This window comes from Peribacillus frigoritolerans (assembly GCF_030676415.1).
Lineage (GTDB): Bacteria > Bacillota > Bacilli > Bacillales > DSM-1321 > Peribacillus > Peribacillus frigoritolerans_A.
On the sequence record NZ_JAUUTW010000001.1, the window covers coordinates 224,956 to 241,118 of the forward strand.

General features: G+C 42.1%; 16 protein-coding genes, 1 pseudogene and 2 riboswitches. Of the genes and pseudogenes, 13 read left to right on the forward strand and 4 right to left on the reverse strand.

Features of this window, described 5'->3' with window-relative positions; genetic code table 11:
• Window positions 1-86: 86 nt before the first annotated feature.
• The gene (locus tag Q8G36_RS01005; protein ID WP_305158566.1) at window positions 87-1,259 is read left to right on the forward strand and encodes an FtsW/RodA/SpoVE family cell cycle protein; all 1,173 of its coding nucleotides are present in this window, start codon (window positions 87-89) and stop codon (window positions 1,257-1,259) included.
• Window positions 1,260-1,338: 79 nt separating this feature from the next.
• On the opposite strand, the gene Q8G36_RS01010 is transcribed toward Q8G36_RS01005, so the two are convergent.
• Both Q8G36_RS01010 and Q8G36_RS01015 read right to left on the reverse strand, forming a co-directional pair.
• On the reverse strand, window positions 1,339-1,674 hold the full coding sequence (locus tag Q8G36_RS01010; protein WP_095394034.1) for a spore coat protein: 336 nt from the start codon (window positions 1,672-1,674) through the stop codon (window positions 1,339-1,341).
• 13 nt (window positions 1,675-1,687) lie between these two features.
• The gene (locus Q8G36_RS01015) at window positions 1,688-1,966 is read right to left on the reverse strand and encodes a hypothetical protein (RefSeq protein WP_305158567.1); all 279 of its coding nucleotides are present in this window, start codon (window positions 1,964-1,966) and stop codon (window positions 1,688-1,690) included.
• A 148-nt stretch (window positions 1,967-2,114) separates the two neighbouring features.
• Between Q8G36_RS01015 and Q8G36_RS01020 the strand changes: the two genes are divergently transcribed.
• Complete coding sequence (locus tag Q8G36_RS01020) at window positions 2,115-3,032, forward strand: proline dehydrogenase (RefSeq protein ID WP_305158568.1); 918 nt, start codon at window positions 2,115-2,117, stop codon at window positions 3,030-3,032.
• A 49-nt stretch (window positions 3,033-3,081) separates the two neighbouring features.
• On the opposite strand, the gene Q8G36_RS01025 is transcribed toward Q8G36_RS01020, so the two are convergent.
• A complete protein-coding gene (locus Q8G36_RS01025) occupies window positions 3,082-3,216 on the reverse strand; it encodes a YuzL family protein (RefSeq protein ID WP_072273724.1) in 135 nt (44 codons plus the stop codon).
• Window positions 3,217-3,417: 201 nt separating this feature from the next.
• On the opposite strand from Q8G36_RS01025, the gene Q8G36_RS01030 reads away from it, so the two are divergent.
• The 11 genes from Q8G36_RS01030 (at window position 3,418) to Q8G36_RS01080 (ending at window position 15,251) form a co-directional block, all read left to right on the forward strand.
• Complete coding sequence (locus Q8G36_RS01030) at window positions 3,418-5,808, forward strand: 3-hydroxyacyl-CoA dehydrogenase/enoyl-CoA hydratase family protein (protein WP_370694003.1); 2,391 nt, start codon at window positions 3,418-3,420, stop codon at window positions 5,806-5,808.
• A 72-nt stretch (window positions 5,809-5,880) separates the two neighbouring features.
• Complete coding sequence (locus Q8G36_RS01035) at window positions 5,881-7,059, forward strand: acetyl-CoA C-acetyltransferase (RefSeq protein WP_048688201.1); 1,179 nt, start codon at window positions 5,881-5,883, stop codon at window positions 7,057-7,059.
• 69 nt (window positions 7,060-7,128) lie between these two features.
• Window positions 7,129-8,916, forward strand: coding sequence for an acyl-CoA dehydrogenase family protein (locus tag Q8G36_RS01040; RefSeq protein WP_305158570.1), 1,788 nt, complete (start codon window positions 7,129-7,131; stop codon window positions 8,914-8,916).
• A 139-nt stretch (window positions 8,917-9,055) separates the two neighbouring features.
• Window positions 9,056-9,412 (forward strand): arsenate reductase family protein, encoded by a 357-nt coding sequence (locus tag Q8G36_RS01045; RefSeq protein WP_063234020.1) that lies wholly within the window; start codon window positions 9,056-9,058, stop codon window positions 9,410-9,412.
• A gap of 95 nt (window positions 9,413-9,507) precedes the next feature.
• On the forward strand, window positions 9,508-9,891 hold the full coding sequence (gene gcvH / locus Q8G36_RS01050) for a glycine cleavage system protein GcvH (protein WP_305158571.1): 384 nt from the start codon (window positions 9,508-9,510) through the stop codon (window positions 9,889-9,891).
• A gap of 93 nt (window positions 9,892-9,984) precedes the next feature.
• Window positions 9,985-10,350, forward strand: coding sequence for a toprim domain-containing protein (locus tag Q8G36_RS01055; RefSeq protein ID WP_305158572.1), 366 nt, complete (start codon window positions 9,985-9,987; stop codon window positions 10,348-10,350).
• Window positions 10,351-10,353: 3 nt separating this feature from the next.
• Window positions 10,354-10,662: a thioredoxin family protein gene (locus Q8G36_RS01060; protein WP_063596108.1), complete on the forward strand. Its 309-nt coding sequence runs from the start codon at window positions 10,354-10,356 to the stop codon at window positions 10,660-10,662.
• A 145-nt stretch (window positions 10,663-10,807) separates the two neighbouring features.
• A riboswitch (SAM riboswitch) is annotated at window positions 10,808-10,914 on the forward strand.
• Window positions 10,915-11,013: 99 nt separating this feature from the next.
• Complete coding sequence (locus tag Q8G36_RS01065; protein ID WP_305158573.1) at window positions 11,014-12,324, forward strand: O-acetylhomoserine aminocarboxypropyltransferase/cysteine synthase family protein; 1,311 nt, start codon at window positions 11,014-11,016, stop codon at window positions 12,322-12,324.
• 117 nt (window positions 12,325-12,441) lie between these two features.
• A riboswitch (SAM riboswitch) is annotated at window positions 12,442-12,554 on the forward strand.
• A 149-nt stretch (window positions 12,555-12,703) separates the two neighbouring features.
• Window positions 12,704-13,738, forward strand: a complete 1,035-nt coding sequence (locus tag Q8G36_RS01070; RefSeq protein WP_305158574.1) for a methionine ABC transporter ATP-binding protein — start codon at window positions 12,704-12,706, stop codon at window positions 13,736-13,738.
• Window positions 13,731-14,399: a methionine ABC transporter permease gene (locus Q8G36_RS01075; RefSeq protein ID WP_305158575.1), complete on the forward strand. Its 669-nt coding sequence runs from the start codon at window positions 13,731-13,733 to the stop codon at window positions 14,397-14,399. The genes Q8G36_RS01070 and Q8G36_RS01075 overlap by 8 nt, the downstream gene beginning before the upstream one ends.
• A 15-nt stretch (window positions 14,400-14,414) precedes the next feature.
• A complete protein-coding gene (locus Q8G36_RS01080; protein WP_305158576.1) occupies window positions 14,415-15,251 on the forward strand; it encodes a MetQ/NlpA family ABC transporter substrate-binding protein in 837 nt (278 codons plus the stop codon).
• A gap of 114 nt (window positions 15,252-15,365) precedes the next feature.
• Here the strand turns inward: Q8G36_RS01080 and Q8G36_RS01085 are convergent.
• Window positions 15,366-15,701: pseudogene (locus Q8G36_RS01085) on the reverse strand (IS5/IS1182 family transposase); the annotation flags it as partial.
• Window positions 15,702-16,163: the final 462 nt, after the last annotated feature.

Consider the following 16,163-nt stretch of genomic DNA (forward strand, 5'->3'; position numbering starts at 1 on the left):
TATAGTTGTGATTTTATTTGTTTAAAGTATAATGAATAAGTGTATTTATAGATGTATCGCAGGAGCCTTTTAAGGGAGAGTTAAGTATGGAAGAACAAAATAAATTTTCATCACGAATAGATTTTTCTTTGGTCACAATATTGCTGTTATTATGCGTTGGAAGTTGCTTAGCAATCTATAGTGCCCAAACGACTGGACAGTACGCTGAAAACTTCTTAATTAAACAAATTTTTTGGTATATAGTAGGAATCGGAATCGTATTGGGGTTCATCACCTTGGATTCGGACCAACTAAAAAAAATATCTTGGTATGCCTATGGCTTCGGATTATTTTTGCTTTTTTTGCTGATCATTATGCCAGATTCCATCGTTCCTGTCCGGAATGGTGCGAAAAGTTGGTTCATCATTCCGGGAATCGGTTCGATTCAGCCGTCGGAATTTATGAAGGTTTTCCTGATCTTGGCTTTGGCAAATGTTATCTCAAACCATCATCTCAAAAACACGCTGAAAACGATTCAAACGGATATCTGGCTGCTTATTAAAATCGGTCTTGTGACTGGTGCCCCCTTATTGTTAATCATGCAACAGCCGGATTTGGGTACCTCGCTTGTCATCATGTCAATCATGCTCGGAATGATTTTCATATCAGGGGTATCATGGAAAATCCTGTTGCCGATCGTTTCGGGAGGAATTGTCGTCGCTTCAGTGGTCCTATACTTTGTACTTTGGAAGCCGGAATTCCTGGAAAAATACCTAGGGGTAAAATCCTATCAATTCGGCCGTATCTATTCTTGGCTGGATCCATATAATTATGCCAGCTCCGAAGGGTATCACTTAACCAAATCCTTACTGGCTATCGGCTCCGGCCAGACCACTGGCAAGGGAATCGGTTCGAGGGAAGTGTATTTGCCTGAGAGTCATTCGGATTTCATTTTCAGCATCATCGGTGAAGAATTCGGTTTCATCGGATCAAGCATCATTATTTCCTTGTTTTTCCTATTGATTTACCACATAACAAAAACGGGAATGGACACGAAAAATAACTTCTATACATATATCTGTGTTGGCGTAATAAGCATGTTGACGTTCCACGTTTTTCAAAATATCGGCATGACTGTAGGCCTTTTGCCGATTACGGGGATTCCGCTTCCATTTGTCAGTTATGGAGGAAGTTCGCTAATGGGGAACATGATGGCCATGGGCTTAATATTCAGCATTCGGTATCACTATAAGAAGTATATGTTTTCTACGGATATCTAAATATAAAGCCGGCCCCCATGGGCCGGCTTTTTTTGTAGCACAAAAATAAAAGGAGCAGAATCCCCCCCAGAATGTTTGCTTATTGAATGTTCGTTCCAGATGGAAATTGATTTTTATAACCGGAAAATTGTTGATACGATTGTCCTAAGCTGGTAGCTTGCGCCTTTTCTAAACTATACCAGCCTTTTTCGAACATAAGGTTATAGAGTTCACGCTGCATCTCCTGATTTTCTTTGGAAACGGAGAAAATGTCTTGGAATAATGCTTGGTTACTCATTTCATGCAGGGCAACGGAAAGGGAGTTACAAAAGTACTTTTCAGTTGTAAGCATATCATTTATAAAGTCCCTGTCATTCATTTGCGGTGTCTTTGCCACGGGCGATTCGGGATTTTGGACTTTGTTTTCATTGGGCATCAAGAACCCTCCTTTATTGATATTGTTGTTGACCCTGATTTTGGTCCGGGTTCAAATGTTTCAAAATGGTATCGTAATGGCGTTGATGCATGAGTCCGCACCGATTTAATGCATCAATGATTTGCGGGTCCTTGCATTGCGTGGCAAAAAAATGTGCTTTTTTAACTGCATTCAGATTCCATGCAAGCATATCGGTTAAGTATAAGCTATCTTTCACCGTAACCAATTCCGGCGGCTGTTTCATAAAGCCGGCGGACTGCTGTTGGCTGTTAAACGAATTTTGCTGTTCCATCATTCTACCTCCTTAAGTGTTCTTTAAACGAGCTTAATTTTCCCTTCATGAATTTTTTTATTCTTGATTCTAAATATCTGAAAAATGAATTAAATGGTAAAATAATCTTGTGCATCTATTTTCCAAAATGATTTGGAGGGGAATGCAGATGGAAAGAATATTGAAAAATCTATTCCTTTTTTTATCAAAGAATAAAGGTATGACAAAGGCAGCGAAAAAATACGGGCTGCGGTTTGGAGCATCTCGTTTCGTGGCAGGAGAATCCTTGGATATGGCATGTGAAGTGATTGCGGATCTTAACCGGAAAGGGCTTGCTGTCACCATTGATTATTTAGGTGAATTCATTGAAGATGAACAAGAAGCAGGGAAGATGGCAGATGCGTGCATCGAAGCGATCCGGATGATTGGCACAAATGAGCTCGATTCACAGTTATCCCTGAAGCTGACCTCGATGGGCTTGGATGTGTCCGAACGAGTCGTAATGAATAACATGCGGAGGATCTTAGATGAAGCTAAAGCACATCGTGTTTTCGTGACACTTGATATGGAAGATTTTCCGCGCTGTCAGCCGACTTTGGATGTATTCAAAAAACTAAAGTGTGAATATAATGAATTGGGGACTGTCATCCAAGCTTATCTGTATCGGACTGAGAAGGATATTGAGGAGCTGGATGCATACCATCCGAATCTAAGACTTGTTAAAGGGGCTTATAAAGAACCAAGGAAAGTGGCTTTTCCCGAGAAAAAAGAAGTGGATGAGAATTTCAAGAGAATCATCAAGATGCATTTGCAAAATGGCAATTACACAGCCGTTGCCACACATGATGATAAAATCATAGATTATACGAGGGACTTGGTGAAAGATCAGGGAATTCCCCGGGATCGATTTGAATTTCAAATGTTATATGGCATCCGCAATGAAAAGCAGCTTGAACTTGCTAAGGAAGGATATAAGGTTAGGGTGTATGTTCCTTATGGTACGGATTGGTATGGATATTTCATGCGCCGCCTTGCGGAGAGACCGGCCAATATTGCTTTCGTTTTAAAAGGCCTATTCAAGAAATAGGAAGTGAGAGCCGCCCGGGAAAAGGAACGGCTGCTCAAATTAAGAAGGATTATCTTTTGAACTGATTGTTCTGGCTGTTCACTTTATTGATTCCATGTTGACGTTCAGCTCCAGGGCCGGCATTGCCTTTAACGCTTGCTGCGCTTACAGCTGCTTTAGAAGGATTATCTTTACGCTTCATTATATAAGTCACCTCCTGCCCGATTATTTTTTACTGAATGGAGGAGAAATAACCAAAGGAATTCGGAGAAAAAAATATTTTTTTCCTGTTTAATCATTGCGGAATTTCCAAATATATTCTATATTAGTAATAAGAAAAAATATTCAAAATTTTTTTGAATTAAAAATGAATGAACATTCATTCAATAAATTGCGTAAGGGGGATATGAACTTGGTTCGACAAATACGAAAGGCTGCTGTTCTAGGGTCAGGAGTTATGGGATCAGGGATTGCTGCACACCTTGCTAACATCGGCATTCCGACTTTATTATTGGATATTGTACCTCGTGAACTCACTGAGGATGAAAAGAAAAAGGGATTGACATTAGATAATAAACAAGTGCGTGACCGTATCAGCCAAACTGCGATTACGAAACTTTTAAAACAGAAACCAGCTCCGCTTTCGGCTAAGGGAAACATTGCGTTGATCGAGGCGGGAAACCTGGAAGATGATATAAGTCGTTTAAAAGATGTCGATTGGATCATCGAAGTGGTCGTTGAGAAGCTTGAGGTTAAGCAAAGTGTGTTTGCCCAGGTGGATCAGCATCGTAAACCAGGAAGCATCGTTTCATCGAATACATCCGGAATTTCAATCGAAGCGATGGCAGAAGGCCGTTCGGAGGACTTTCAAAAGCACTTCCTGGGAACCCACTTCTTCAATCCGCCGCGTTATCTAAAATTGTTGGAGATCATCCCTACTAAAGCAACTTCACCAGAAGTGCTCGAATACATGAAAAGATTCGGCGAAGATGTACTGGGAAAAGGTGTCGTCGAAGCTAAGGATACCCCTAACTTCATCGCAAACCGCATTGGAACTTATGGTTTATTGGTCACTCTGCGGGAAATGCAAAAAGGCGGATACAGTGTTGGTGAGGTCGATTCGGTTACAGGTCCGTTGATTGGAAGGGCAACCAGCGCGACTTTCCGGACACTTGATGTAGTTGGATTGGATACCTTTGCTCATGTTGCCAGAAACGTATATGACCAGGTGGACGGAGAAGAAAAAGAAGTTTTCAAAATACCTGATTTCATGCATGAAATGCTTAAGAATGGGTGGCTTGGAAGCAAGTCAGGCCAAGGATTTTTCTTGAAAAAAGGCAAGGAAATCCTTGAACTGAATCCCGAAACCCTTGAATACGATGCACGAAAAAGATTAAAAACGCCTTCCATCGAAATGGCTAAACAGGCCAAGGGCTTGGAAAATAAAATGAAAGCGCTTGTTTATAGCGAAGACCGTGCCGGCCAATTACTTTGGAATGTTTTGAATCCGGCGCTTGTGTATTCTGCCCAGCTGCTTGGGGACATCGCGGATGACATCGTGGCGATCGATCAAGCGATGAAATGGGGCTTCGGATGGTCCACAGGTCCTTTTGAAACCTGGGATGCGATAGGTGTAGAAAAATCGGTAGCCCGAATGGAAGCGGAAGGCATCACCGTTCCGAAATGGGTGAAGGATATGCTCGCTAAAGGCATCACTTCTTTCTATAAAGAAGAAAATGGCATAGTTCACTTTTATGATAATGGTGAATATAAAGAACTTGTCGAAAATCCTAAAGTGATCAATCTTAAAGCGATCAAAAAGCAAAAAGGCGTAATCAAGAAAAACAGTGGTGCAAGCTTGATGGATATCGGCGAGGGAGTGGCTCTTCTTGAATTCACTTCACCGAATAATGCAATCGGTCTGGATATCATACAAATGATCAATGCGTCGGTTGACGAAGCGGAAGCGAATTTTAAAGGCCTGGTCATCGGAAACCAAGGAAAGAATTTCTGTGTAGGCGCCAATATTGCAATGATGCTGATGGAAGCGCAGGATGACAATATTTTTGAACTCGATATGGTCATCAGCCAATTCCAAAAGGCGATGCTTAAGATTAAGTACAGTGCAGTTCCTGTAGTGGTTGCCCCGTTTAATATGACGCTTGGCGGGGGGGCTGAAGTGTCCCTTCCGGCAGCGCGCATCCAGGCAACGACTGAAACGTATATGGGACTAGTGGAAGCTGGTGTAGGTTTGATCCCAGGCGGTGGCGGGACTAAAGAACTTTATGTGAAGACGTTGAGGAATATGCCGAAGGGTGTCGACTTCGACTTGCAGAAAGTCGCCAACCAAGTATTTGAAACGGTCGCCATGGCAAAGGTTTCGACCTCCGCTGAGGAAGCAAGAGGGAATAATTTCCTTAATTCAGCTGATGGAATAAGCGTGAATGCAGATCATCAGCTATATGATGCGAAACAGGCGGTACTTTCCATGCATGAACAAGGGTATACCGCTCCAGCCCGCACAAAGATCCCGGTCGTAGGTGAAACTGGATATGCCGCACTTCTATTAGGGGCGGAATCCATGCGCCTTTCAGGATTCTTATCAGATCATGACCTTGTCATCGCCAAAGAGCTTGCATACGTCCTGGCAGGGGGGAAACTCCCATTTGGCACGGAAGTAGATGAACAGTATATCTTGAACCTAGAAAAACAGGCATTCCTAAAACTGATCTCGACTCCGAAATCCCAGGCAAGGATGCAGCACATGCTTGTTAAAGGTAAACCACTCCGTAATTGATGGATAGATGAAGATATGGCCAAAACGAAGATTAATAGATTGATAGCTTAAAAATGAGTAAGGGGGATCCTCATGAAAGAAGCGGTAATAGTTGCTGGAGCAAGGACTCCGGTAGGAAGAGCGAAAAAAGGTTCTCTTGCCAGTGTACGTCCTGATGATTTAGGGGCTCTTGTTGTAAAGGAAACGTTAAAGCGTGCAGGGAATTATGAAGGCACCATAGATGACCTGATTATCGGTTGTGCAATGCCTGAAGCGGAGCAAGGATTGAACATGGCGCGTAACATTGGAGCATTAGCAGGATTGCCTTATACAGTACCGGCCATAACGATTAATCGTTACTGTTCAAGCGGGCTGCAAAGTATCGCTTATGGAGCGGAAAGGATCATGCTTGGCCAAAGTGATACAGTCATTGCAGGCGGAGCGGAATCCATGAGCCTTTTGCCAATGATGGGCCATGTAACGCGTCCGAACGCGAGACTTGCGGAAACGGCACCGGAATATTATATGGGTATGGGTCACACTGCTGAAGCCGTTGCAAAAAAATACGGCATTTCCCGTGACGATCAAGATGCTTTTTCTGTTAGAAGTCATCAAAAGGCGGCTAAGGCCATTGCAGAAGGAAAGTTTTCCGATGAGATCGTACCGGTTGACGTAACCCTTCGTTCAGTGGGACCAGATCTTAAGTTAAAGGAAAAATCATTTACTTTTACACAGGATGAGGGCGTTCGTCCAGGCACGACTGCTGAAGTGCTAAAAAAACTAAGACCTGCATTCTCTGTTACAGGATCCGTAACAGCAGGGAATTCATCACAAACGAGTGATGGTGCAGCCGCGGTCATGGTCATGGATGGGGAAAAGGCCTCTTCATTAGGGATGAAACCGATGGGGAAGTTCCGTTCCTTTGCTGTAGCAGGAGTACCGCCTGAAATCATGGGCATTGGACCGATTGCAGCCATTCCTAAAGCTTTGAAGCTAGCCGGTCTTGAGTTATCGGATATTGGTTTATTTGAATTGAATGAAGCCTTTGCTTCCCAATCCATTCAAATCATTCGTGAGCTCGGATTGAATGAAGAGATTGTCAATGTAAATGGCGGAGCCATCGCCTTAGGCCATCCACTAGGATGTTCGGGAGCAAAATTGACATTAAGCCTGCTTCATGAAATGAAGCGCAGAAACCAACAGTTCGGAGTCGTGACAATGTGCATCGGCGGCGGAATGGGTGCTGCTGGGGTATTTGAATTAATGGCGTAATCCCACCCCTCCCGGAAGCTGTCATGCTTCCGGAGGGTTTACTATCTTAAACACATAGGAGGAAATGACATGTCCAATCAAACTACAGATAACCTCATTAAAGGCGGAGCCTTTTTAGTAGAAGATATTACGTATGATCAAGTGTTTACACCGGAAGATTATTCTGATGAGCATAAAATGATTGCCAAAACTGCCGAGGATTTCGTAGTGAATGAAATTCTGCCGCAGGTTGAACATTTAGAAAACCATGAATTTGACCGTTCCGTTAAATTACTGAAGCATGCAGGTGAAATCGGTTTACTTGGTGCTGACGTTCCTGAGGAATACAGCGGATTGGGTCTTGATAAAATCAGTTCGGCATTGATTACGGAAAAAATGGCACTTTCAGGCGGCTTTGGAATTACGCATGGTGCACATGTAGGTATCGGATCTTTGCCGATCGTATTATTCGGGAATGAAGAACAAAAGAAAAAATACCTCCCTTTACTGGCAACGGGTGAGAAGATTGCTGCGTATGCCTTAACGGAACCAAGCTCAGGTTCAGATGCCTTGGGAGCAAAAACGACAGCGAAATTGAATGCCGAAGGAACACACTATATTTTAAATGGTGAAAAACAGTGGATTACAAATGCAGGTTTTGCAGATGTCTTCTGTGTATACGCCAAAATCGACGGCGAACAATTCTCCGCTTTCATTGTTGAGCGTGATTATGATGGCGTATCAACTGGTGCTGAAGAGAAGAAAATGGGAATCAAAAGCTCATCTACACGTACATTAATCCTTGAAGATGTACATGTACCAGTCGAAAACCTTTTGGGTGTAGCCGGAAAAGGACATGTCATCGCTTTCAATATCCTGAATATCGGCCGTTATAAATTAGGCGTCGGCGCTGTCGGCGGATCTAAACGTGCCCTTGAGATTACAGCAGCTTATACGAATCAACGTCAACAGTTCAAAACGAAAATTTCCGATTTTAACTTGACGAAAGAAAAACTTGCAACAATGGCATCCAAAATTTATGCAGCAGAAAGCTCTGTATACCGTACCGTTGGCCTTTATGAACAAAGGCAAAGCAAATTGACGGATGAGCAAGTGAAAGATGGGAAATCAATGGCGGCTGCAATCGCTGAATATGCCATTGAGTGTTCATTGAATAAGTTCTTCGCTTCAGAAGTGTTGGATTATGTTACGGACGAAGGCGTACAGCTTCATGGAGGCTATGGTTTCATGCAGGAGTATGAAATTGAAAAAGCATATCGCGATTCCCGGATTAACCGGATCTTTGAAGGTACAAATGAAATCAATCGATTGCTTGTCCCTGGAACTTTCCTGAAGAAAGCACTTAAAGGGGAATTGCCGCTTCTTCAAAAGGCTCAAAGCCTGCAAGAGGAATTAATGATGATGATGCCGGAAGAACCTGGCGATGAGCCATTGGCACAAGAAAAAATGCTTGTTAGAAACGCTAAGAAAATCGGGATTCTGGCAGCTGGCCTTGCTGCACAGAAATACGGCAAAACTCTTGATCAAGAACAAGAAATCCTGTCCAACATTGCTGATATCGCATCCCTTGCCTATGCAGCTGAATCCGTGGTATTGCGTACGGAAAAAGCCATTGCGGCTACAGGTCTGGAGAAGAACAAACAAAAAGTGCTTTACACTGAAATCTTCGTTCAGGAAGCTTTCAATGAAATAGAACAGCACGCAAAGGAAACGTTAATCGCAGTGGAAACAGGCGATACTCTTCGCATCATGCTTGCGTCGCTCCGCAAGCTGACAAGACATAATCCAATCAATGTCATTGCGAAAAAACGTGAAGCTTCCGTCAAGGTAATCGAAGCTGAAAAATATGCTCTTTAAGCAATGAATCAAAATCAGTAAAGGGAATGCCCGTAAAGGCATTCCCTTTATTTCCTTTGATGAAATCATTGGGAATTCAAAAGACATTTCGTTGTATTGCGTGCTGAAAACGGGTATTCTATTGATAGGTGGTGAAATGATGGGCTTAACATTATATTGGTACCCAAAATGCGGCACATGCCGTAATGCGAAGAAGTGGCTGGATAATCATGAACTGCAATATGAAGCGATCCATATAGCGGAAAATCCGCCTTCGCGAACTGAAATAGAACAACTATATAAAATCAGCAATTTGGAATTGAAGAAGTTTTTCAATACTAGCGGTCAAAAATATCGGGAGCTGGGCTTAAAGGATAAGCTGAAAGAAGCTTCTGAAGCAGAGATGCTTGATATATTGTCCACAGATGGCATGCTTCTGAAAAGGCCGATTGTTACGGATGGCACCAAAGTGACGGTAGGTTTCAAAGAAGAGCAATTCGAACAGGTTTGGAACTGAAATTTCACAAAATATTTGGTTAATTCCTTACTTAAACAAACAATCTACCTTATAATGGAATAGATAAAATAAGATGTACATATGGAGGGTTAATAATGACAACAACACCAAAAGAACTTCGTTACACTAAAGAACATGAATGGGTCAAAACGGAAGATGGAACAGTGCGCATTGGAATTACAGCTTTCGCACAGTCCGAGCTTGGGGACATCGTATTCGTTGAGCTTCCGGAAATCGGCGATGAACTGAAAGCGAACGAACCATTTGGAAGTGTTGAATCCGTTAAGACGGTTTCAGAACTTTATGCACCTATCAGTGGCAAGGTTGTTGAAGTAAACGAAGATTTAAGTGACAACCCTGAATATGTAAATGAGTCTCCTTATGAAAAGGCATGGATGGTCGTGCTTGAACCAACTAATGGCAGTGATATTGAAAAACTGATGAGTGCTGAAGAATATGAGAGTTTAATCAACGGTTAAAAAGAAGGAGAGGGGGGGACTGAAAAGGCCTGCTCTCTTTTTCATTTTGTACAGTGGCAGTTGCGCACATAATTCGTGAGATGGAGTGATGACATGGAGTGGGGCGAATTCGATAAAGTGATCATTGTAGAAGGCAGTTCCGATAGAAGAAAAGTTGCCTCCGTTTTAAATGAAGATGTGGAAATAAGATGTACCAATGGGACCATATCATTAACTAAGCTGGATGAAATAGTGGATGAATTGATGGACCGTGATGTTTATCTCCTTTTTGACGCAGATGAATCAGGAGAAAAGCTGCGGAAGCAATTCCGAAGGGAAATGCCCGAAGCGAACCACCTGTATATTAATAAAATGTACAAAGAAGTGGAAAGCTCACCCGAACATCATATCGCAACTGTGCTTCTATCTGCTAATATGAATGTGAAAATGAAATTTTTAAGTCAAAGGGTGAACGACTAATTGATGCAGGAATGGAAAGAAGAAGAGTGTAAGCTTGCTGTTGAAAATGGGGAAACCTTTTGCTTATATTTATATACGCCTTTATGCGGCACTTGTCAGGTTGCCTCCAAGATGCTGACGATATCCTTGGAGCTATTCCCGGAATTGAAGGCAGGCAAAATGAATATGAACTATGTCCAAGCAATTGCTGAATCATATGAAATCGAGAGTGTTCCTTGTTTATTGCTTTTCAAAGAAGGACAGCTGCACAAAAAAATATATGCCTTTCAATCCGTTCCTTATTTGTACGGATTGCTTAAGGAAATCAGCTAAGAAACCAATCAGAACCGTGGTTGGTTTCTTTGTTGCGGACATTTGAAAGTGAGATTGAAATTAAACAAAGAATATTCTAACAATTCATTGACTGATTTATTCTAAAATGCTATATTTTGAATTAAGTAACGGCAGAATTTAATAGTTCTTATCAAGAGTGGCGGAGGGACTGGCCCGACGAAGCCCGGCAACCGGTATAAATTTTATATACGGTGCTAATTCCAGCAGAGTGTTGGCTCTGGTAGATGAGGTGTGTTCTTGAAACCTCTTCTTATTGAAGTGGTTTTTTTGTTTATAAAGGCCAGATATCATATAATTCCAACTAAATCCATAGAAAAAGAGGAGAATCATATGTCAGAGAAAAAGTTGCGTTTCGAAACATTGAGTGTCCATGGCGGTCTGCAAGCTGATGAAACAGGTGCCCGTGCAGTTCCTATCTACCAAAGCAATGCGTACTTGTTTAAAGATACCGACCATGCAGCGAATTTATTTGGTCTAAAGGAGAATGGCTATATATATTCACGACTTCATAATCCCACGGTCAGCGTTTTTGAGGAAAGAATGGCCTTATTGGAAGGCGGTATCGGCGGATTGGCAACGGCAAGCGGAATGGCGGCCATCTCACTTTCAATCCTGAATATTGCCGCTGCAGGGGATGAGATTGTTTCAGCCTCTACCTTATATGGCGGTACGTATAACCTTTTTGAAAATACTCTTCCTAAATATGGGATCAAAGTGAAGTTCGTTTCTCCCGATGACCCTAAAAATTTCAAAAGGGCGATAACGCCAAGAACTAAAGCCATTTTTGCTGAAACGATCGGAAATCCAAGTTTGAGGGTGCTTGATATTGAAGCGGTAGCGAAAATCGCCCATGATGCCGGAATACCTTTGATCATTGATAATACCTTTGCGACACCGTATCTATGCAGACCAATTGATTTTGGAGCGGATATCGTCATCCATTCCGCTACAAAATGGCTTCTGGGAAATGGAACCACGCTGGGCGGTGTCATCGTGGATGGAGGGAGATTCGATTGGAACTCGCCAAATTACCCTGGCTTCACGGAGCCTGACCCAAGTTACGACAATCTGGTATACGCCGAGGCAGTTGGACCTGCCGCATTCATAACGAAAGCCCGAGTCCAGTTACTCCGCGATTTAGGCCCTGCGCTAAGTGCCCAAAGTGCATTCCAGTTTACGCTTGGACTTGAAACGCTCCATGTAAGGATGAAAGAGCATCTATCAAACACCAAGTCTGTCATTGAATATTTAAAAAACCATCCTGCGGTGACTTGGGTTTCACATCCCGGTGATGAGGATCATCCCGATAAAGCCCTTGCGGATAAATATTTGCCAAAGGGAGCTGGATCTGTCGTTACATTTGGGATACAAGGTAATCGGGAAGCTGGGGCAAAACTTATCAATTCTGTGGAATTATGGTCCCATGTAGCCAATGTTGGGGATGCGAAGAGCTTGATCATCCATCCAGCCAGTACGACCCATCAACAATTGAATGAGGCGGGTCTTGCGAAAGCGGGTGTGCGTGCTGACCAAGTCCGTTTATCCATTGGGATTGAAAATGTAGACGATTTAATAGAAGATTTGGAGCAGGCAATTGAAAAAGCGACGAATATCGTCTCCTTGACATCCAAAACGGTTTAAGCAAAGTTTCTGTTCATGCTTGTACTAGAAATATTATACATTGCGCTCCTTTTTTATCTATGATAAAATTTCTCCATACTAAAGAACTTAATGTTGTACAAATATTCTATATATTAGCTCTTATCAAGAGAGGTGGAGGGATGTGCCCGATGAAACCCGGCAACCGACAAGGAGATTTCCTTGGAAAGGTGCCAATTCACACAAAGTTTAATCACTTTGGAAGATGAGAGGAAGGCCTGTTTCTTCACCTGCCTTTCTGCTCATGCAGAAAGGTTTTTTCTATTTTAATAGGGAAAAATGATATGAGAAATAGACTAATAATGTAGAGAAATCAACTAAGTTCATAGGTTTTATTGGATAAAAAAAGAGGTGAGGATTAATGATTACATTGACGAAAGTCAGTAAGCTGTTCCGTACAGGAAAAGGAAACAGTGAGACGATCAAGGCTGTAAATAATGTGAATGTTGAAATAAATAAAGGCGAGATTTTCGGTATCATCGGTTACAGTGGGGCGGGGAAGAGTACTTTGATCAGAATGCTCAATGGATTGGAAACACCCACAGAGGGATCCGTTGTGGTGGCTGAAAAGGAAATTTCAAAAATTAAAGGGGCTCAGCTCCGTAAGGCCCGTCAAGAAATCAGCATGATTTTCCAACATTTCAATCTATTATGGTCAAGGACCGTTCAGGAAAATATTTCTTTCCCGTTGGAAATTTCAGGAATTTCTAAAACTGAACGAACCAAGCGTGTGAATGAATTGATCAAGTTAGTCGGACTGGAAGGCAGGGAAAAGGCCTATCCTTCACAATTAAGCGGAGGGCAAAAGCAAAGGGTGGGGATAGCCAGGGCTCTGGCAAATGATCCTAAAGTGCTGCTTTGTGATGAGGCGACTTCTGCATTGGATCCACAGACTACCGACTCCATACTCGAATTGCTTGTTGACATCAATCAGCGCCTGGGATTGACGATCGTTTTGATAACACATGAAATGCATGTAATACGTAAAATCTGTCATCGCGTCGCCGTGATGGAAAGCGGGCAAGTTGTTGAACAGGGTCCTGTCCTGGATGTTTTCAAGAATCCTAAAGAACAAATGACGAAGCGTTTCGTGCAACAAGTAACGGAACCGGAAGAAACGAAAGAAACGATGGACCATTTGCTCGAACGCTATCCTGCAGGCAAAGTGATTCAATTGACCTTTGTAGGTGATCATGCAGAAAGCCCGTTGATCACCAAGCTTGTACGGAACTTCGAGTTGGATGTCAATATCGTTCAAGGTAAGATATCCCAAACAAGAAGCGGTTCATATGGAACATTGTTTATCCATCTTGATGGCACAGAGGATGAAATGCTCCGCGCAATCGAATTCATTAAAGCACAGCAGGTAGGCGTGGAGGTGATTACTCATGCTTGAAGAATTATTGCCGAATGTTGATTGGGAAGACATTATTGAAGCAACGAAAGAAACGCTTTACATGACAAGCGTCTCTGTAGTGGCAACCTTTTTTATAGGCATAATATTAGGATTGATCCTGTTCCTGACAGGGAAGGGGAATATGTGGGGAAACCGGGCAGTCAACGGGATCATGAGTGCTGTCGTCAATATATTCCGTTCCATTCCATTTCTTATTTTAATCGTGCTGCTCATTCCTTTCACTAAAGCGCTTGTCGGTTCCATGATCGGACAGAACGCTGCACTGCCGGCACTTATTATCGGTGCGGCCCCATTTTATGCACGTATGGTTGAAATCGGCCTTCGTGAAATCGATAAAGGTGTAATTGAAGCCGCTAAATCGATGGGGGCAAAAACGAGCACGATCATTTGGAAGGTCCTTCTTCCAGAGTCGATGCCTGCCCTTATTTCAGGGATTACGGTAACATCGATTGCATTGGTTGGATATACCGCAATGGCCGGGGTCATAGGCGCAGGCGGGCTTGGTAATCTAGCCTATTTGGACGGTTATCAAAGAAATCAAAATGACGTTACGCTTGTAGCGACTATCGTTATTCTCATTATCGTCTTCATAATTCAAATTATTGGAGATGTGATTACATCTAAATTGGACAAAAGATAAGGGGAGATGAATAGGATGAAAAAGTTTTTAGGATTTGCATTAATTTTAGTGTTATCGATCGCTTTGGCTGCTTGTGGAAGTGAAAAGGATAAAAGCGGCAGTGATACGGAGAAAGAATCGAAGAAATTAGTTGTAGGGGCATCCAATGTTCCGCATGCTGAAATCCTCGAGGAAGCTAAGCCGCTTCTTAAAGAAAAAGGAATCGAATTGGAAATCGAAACATTCCAGGACTATGTTTTACCGAATAAGGCGTTGAAGGATAAGGAATTGGATGCTAACTACTTTCAACACATTCCATATTTAGAAGGCCAAATTAAAGAAAATGGATATGACTTCGTCAATGCTGGCGGAATCCATATCGAGCCGATTGCTCTATATTCACAAAAATATAAAAGCATTGATAAACTTCCGGAAGGCGCAACAATTATTATGAGCAGCTCTGTTGCTGATCATGGACGCGCTTTATCCCTTTTGGAAAAGAATGGCCTGATCACTTTGAAAGAAGGCATCGATAAAACGACGGCTACAACTAAAGACATCGTTGAAAATAAGAAAAACCTTAAATTCGATGCCGATTATGAAGCGGCCCTGCTTCCTAAAATTTATGAGAGTGGCGAAGGCGATGCAGTCTTGATCAACTCCAACTATGCAATTGACGCCGGGTTGAATCCGCTTGAAGATTCGATTGCGATTGAAGATTCGGAATCACCATATGTGAATGTCATTGCCGTAAACAAAGGTGACGAAAATAAAGAAGCAATAAAAGCGCTTGTAGAAGTATTGCATTCTAAAGAAATTCAAGATTTCATTCTTGAAGAATACAAAGGTGCAGTTGTACCGGCGGATAAATAATTCAAGAATGGCGACCTGATTCAATTTTGGCCACAGTTTGTAAAAAAAAGGTTTCGGAATGTCTCATTCCGAAACCTTTTTGATTTTTTATTGGATTTGAAGCAGTTAAAGCAATTTGTACTCACGATAGCCCTCTTTATTCTTTGTTGAGTGCTTTAAAATATCGCCTATGGGCAGAGATAACAATCAAAACGTTCATATTACATATAGTCATGATTGCGGAAGAATTCTTCTTTTGTTCGAGGACGTGTATAGGGTAAAGCTGGTGTTTTGCAAGTTGCATCTGCGGCAACAGCTTCAGGTTTTCCAACTTTCTCAATCACTTGTTCAACCAGAGGCTCTAGGATACGACTACCATGAGTATTTCCGTCCCCTACATAAATCCGTTCCGGTCTGCTGCCTTATGAAATGAATAGGCAAACTGTTTGTTCTTTCATCTTTCACATAATGCTTCGCTCATAATTTTCCCCGAACCTAGAGAAAGTGAGGCGCTTTATTGGGAACCGTAACCTAAAAACCAACGGTATCATGCTGATTTCAACTTCTTCAATCGTTTTACGCATGGAACGAATAAAGACTGTAGATAAATGTGGTTCTATCTAATTTTTAATATTAGTGGATTGGAACGGAAGGTATGGCACTCCTGCGGAAAAAGCGAGTGCCTAAAGTGGAAAGTAACGTTCAAATTTAAAAAACCTAAAACTGTAGACAAACTCAATTATCATCCGGTTTGTCTACAGTGTGATCCTGATTTAATTCAGGTCGTTTTTTCATGTTTAATCATGAAAGTGAAGGGTATAGAGAAAATGAAGGTAATAAAATGATACACAAATTTGAAAGGATGGTTCACTATCAATACTCTAGATTTAAATGTAACAAGCGAAATGGAAAAGGCGATGCAGTCTTCACATG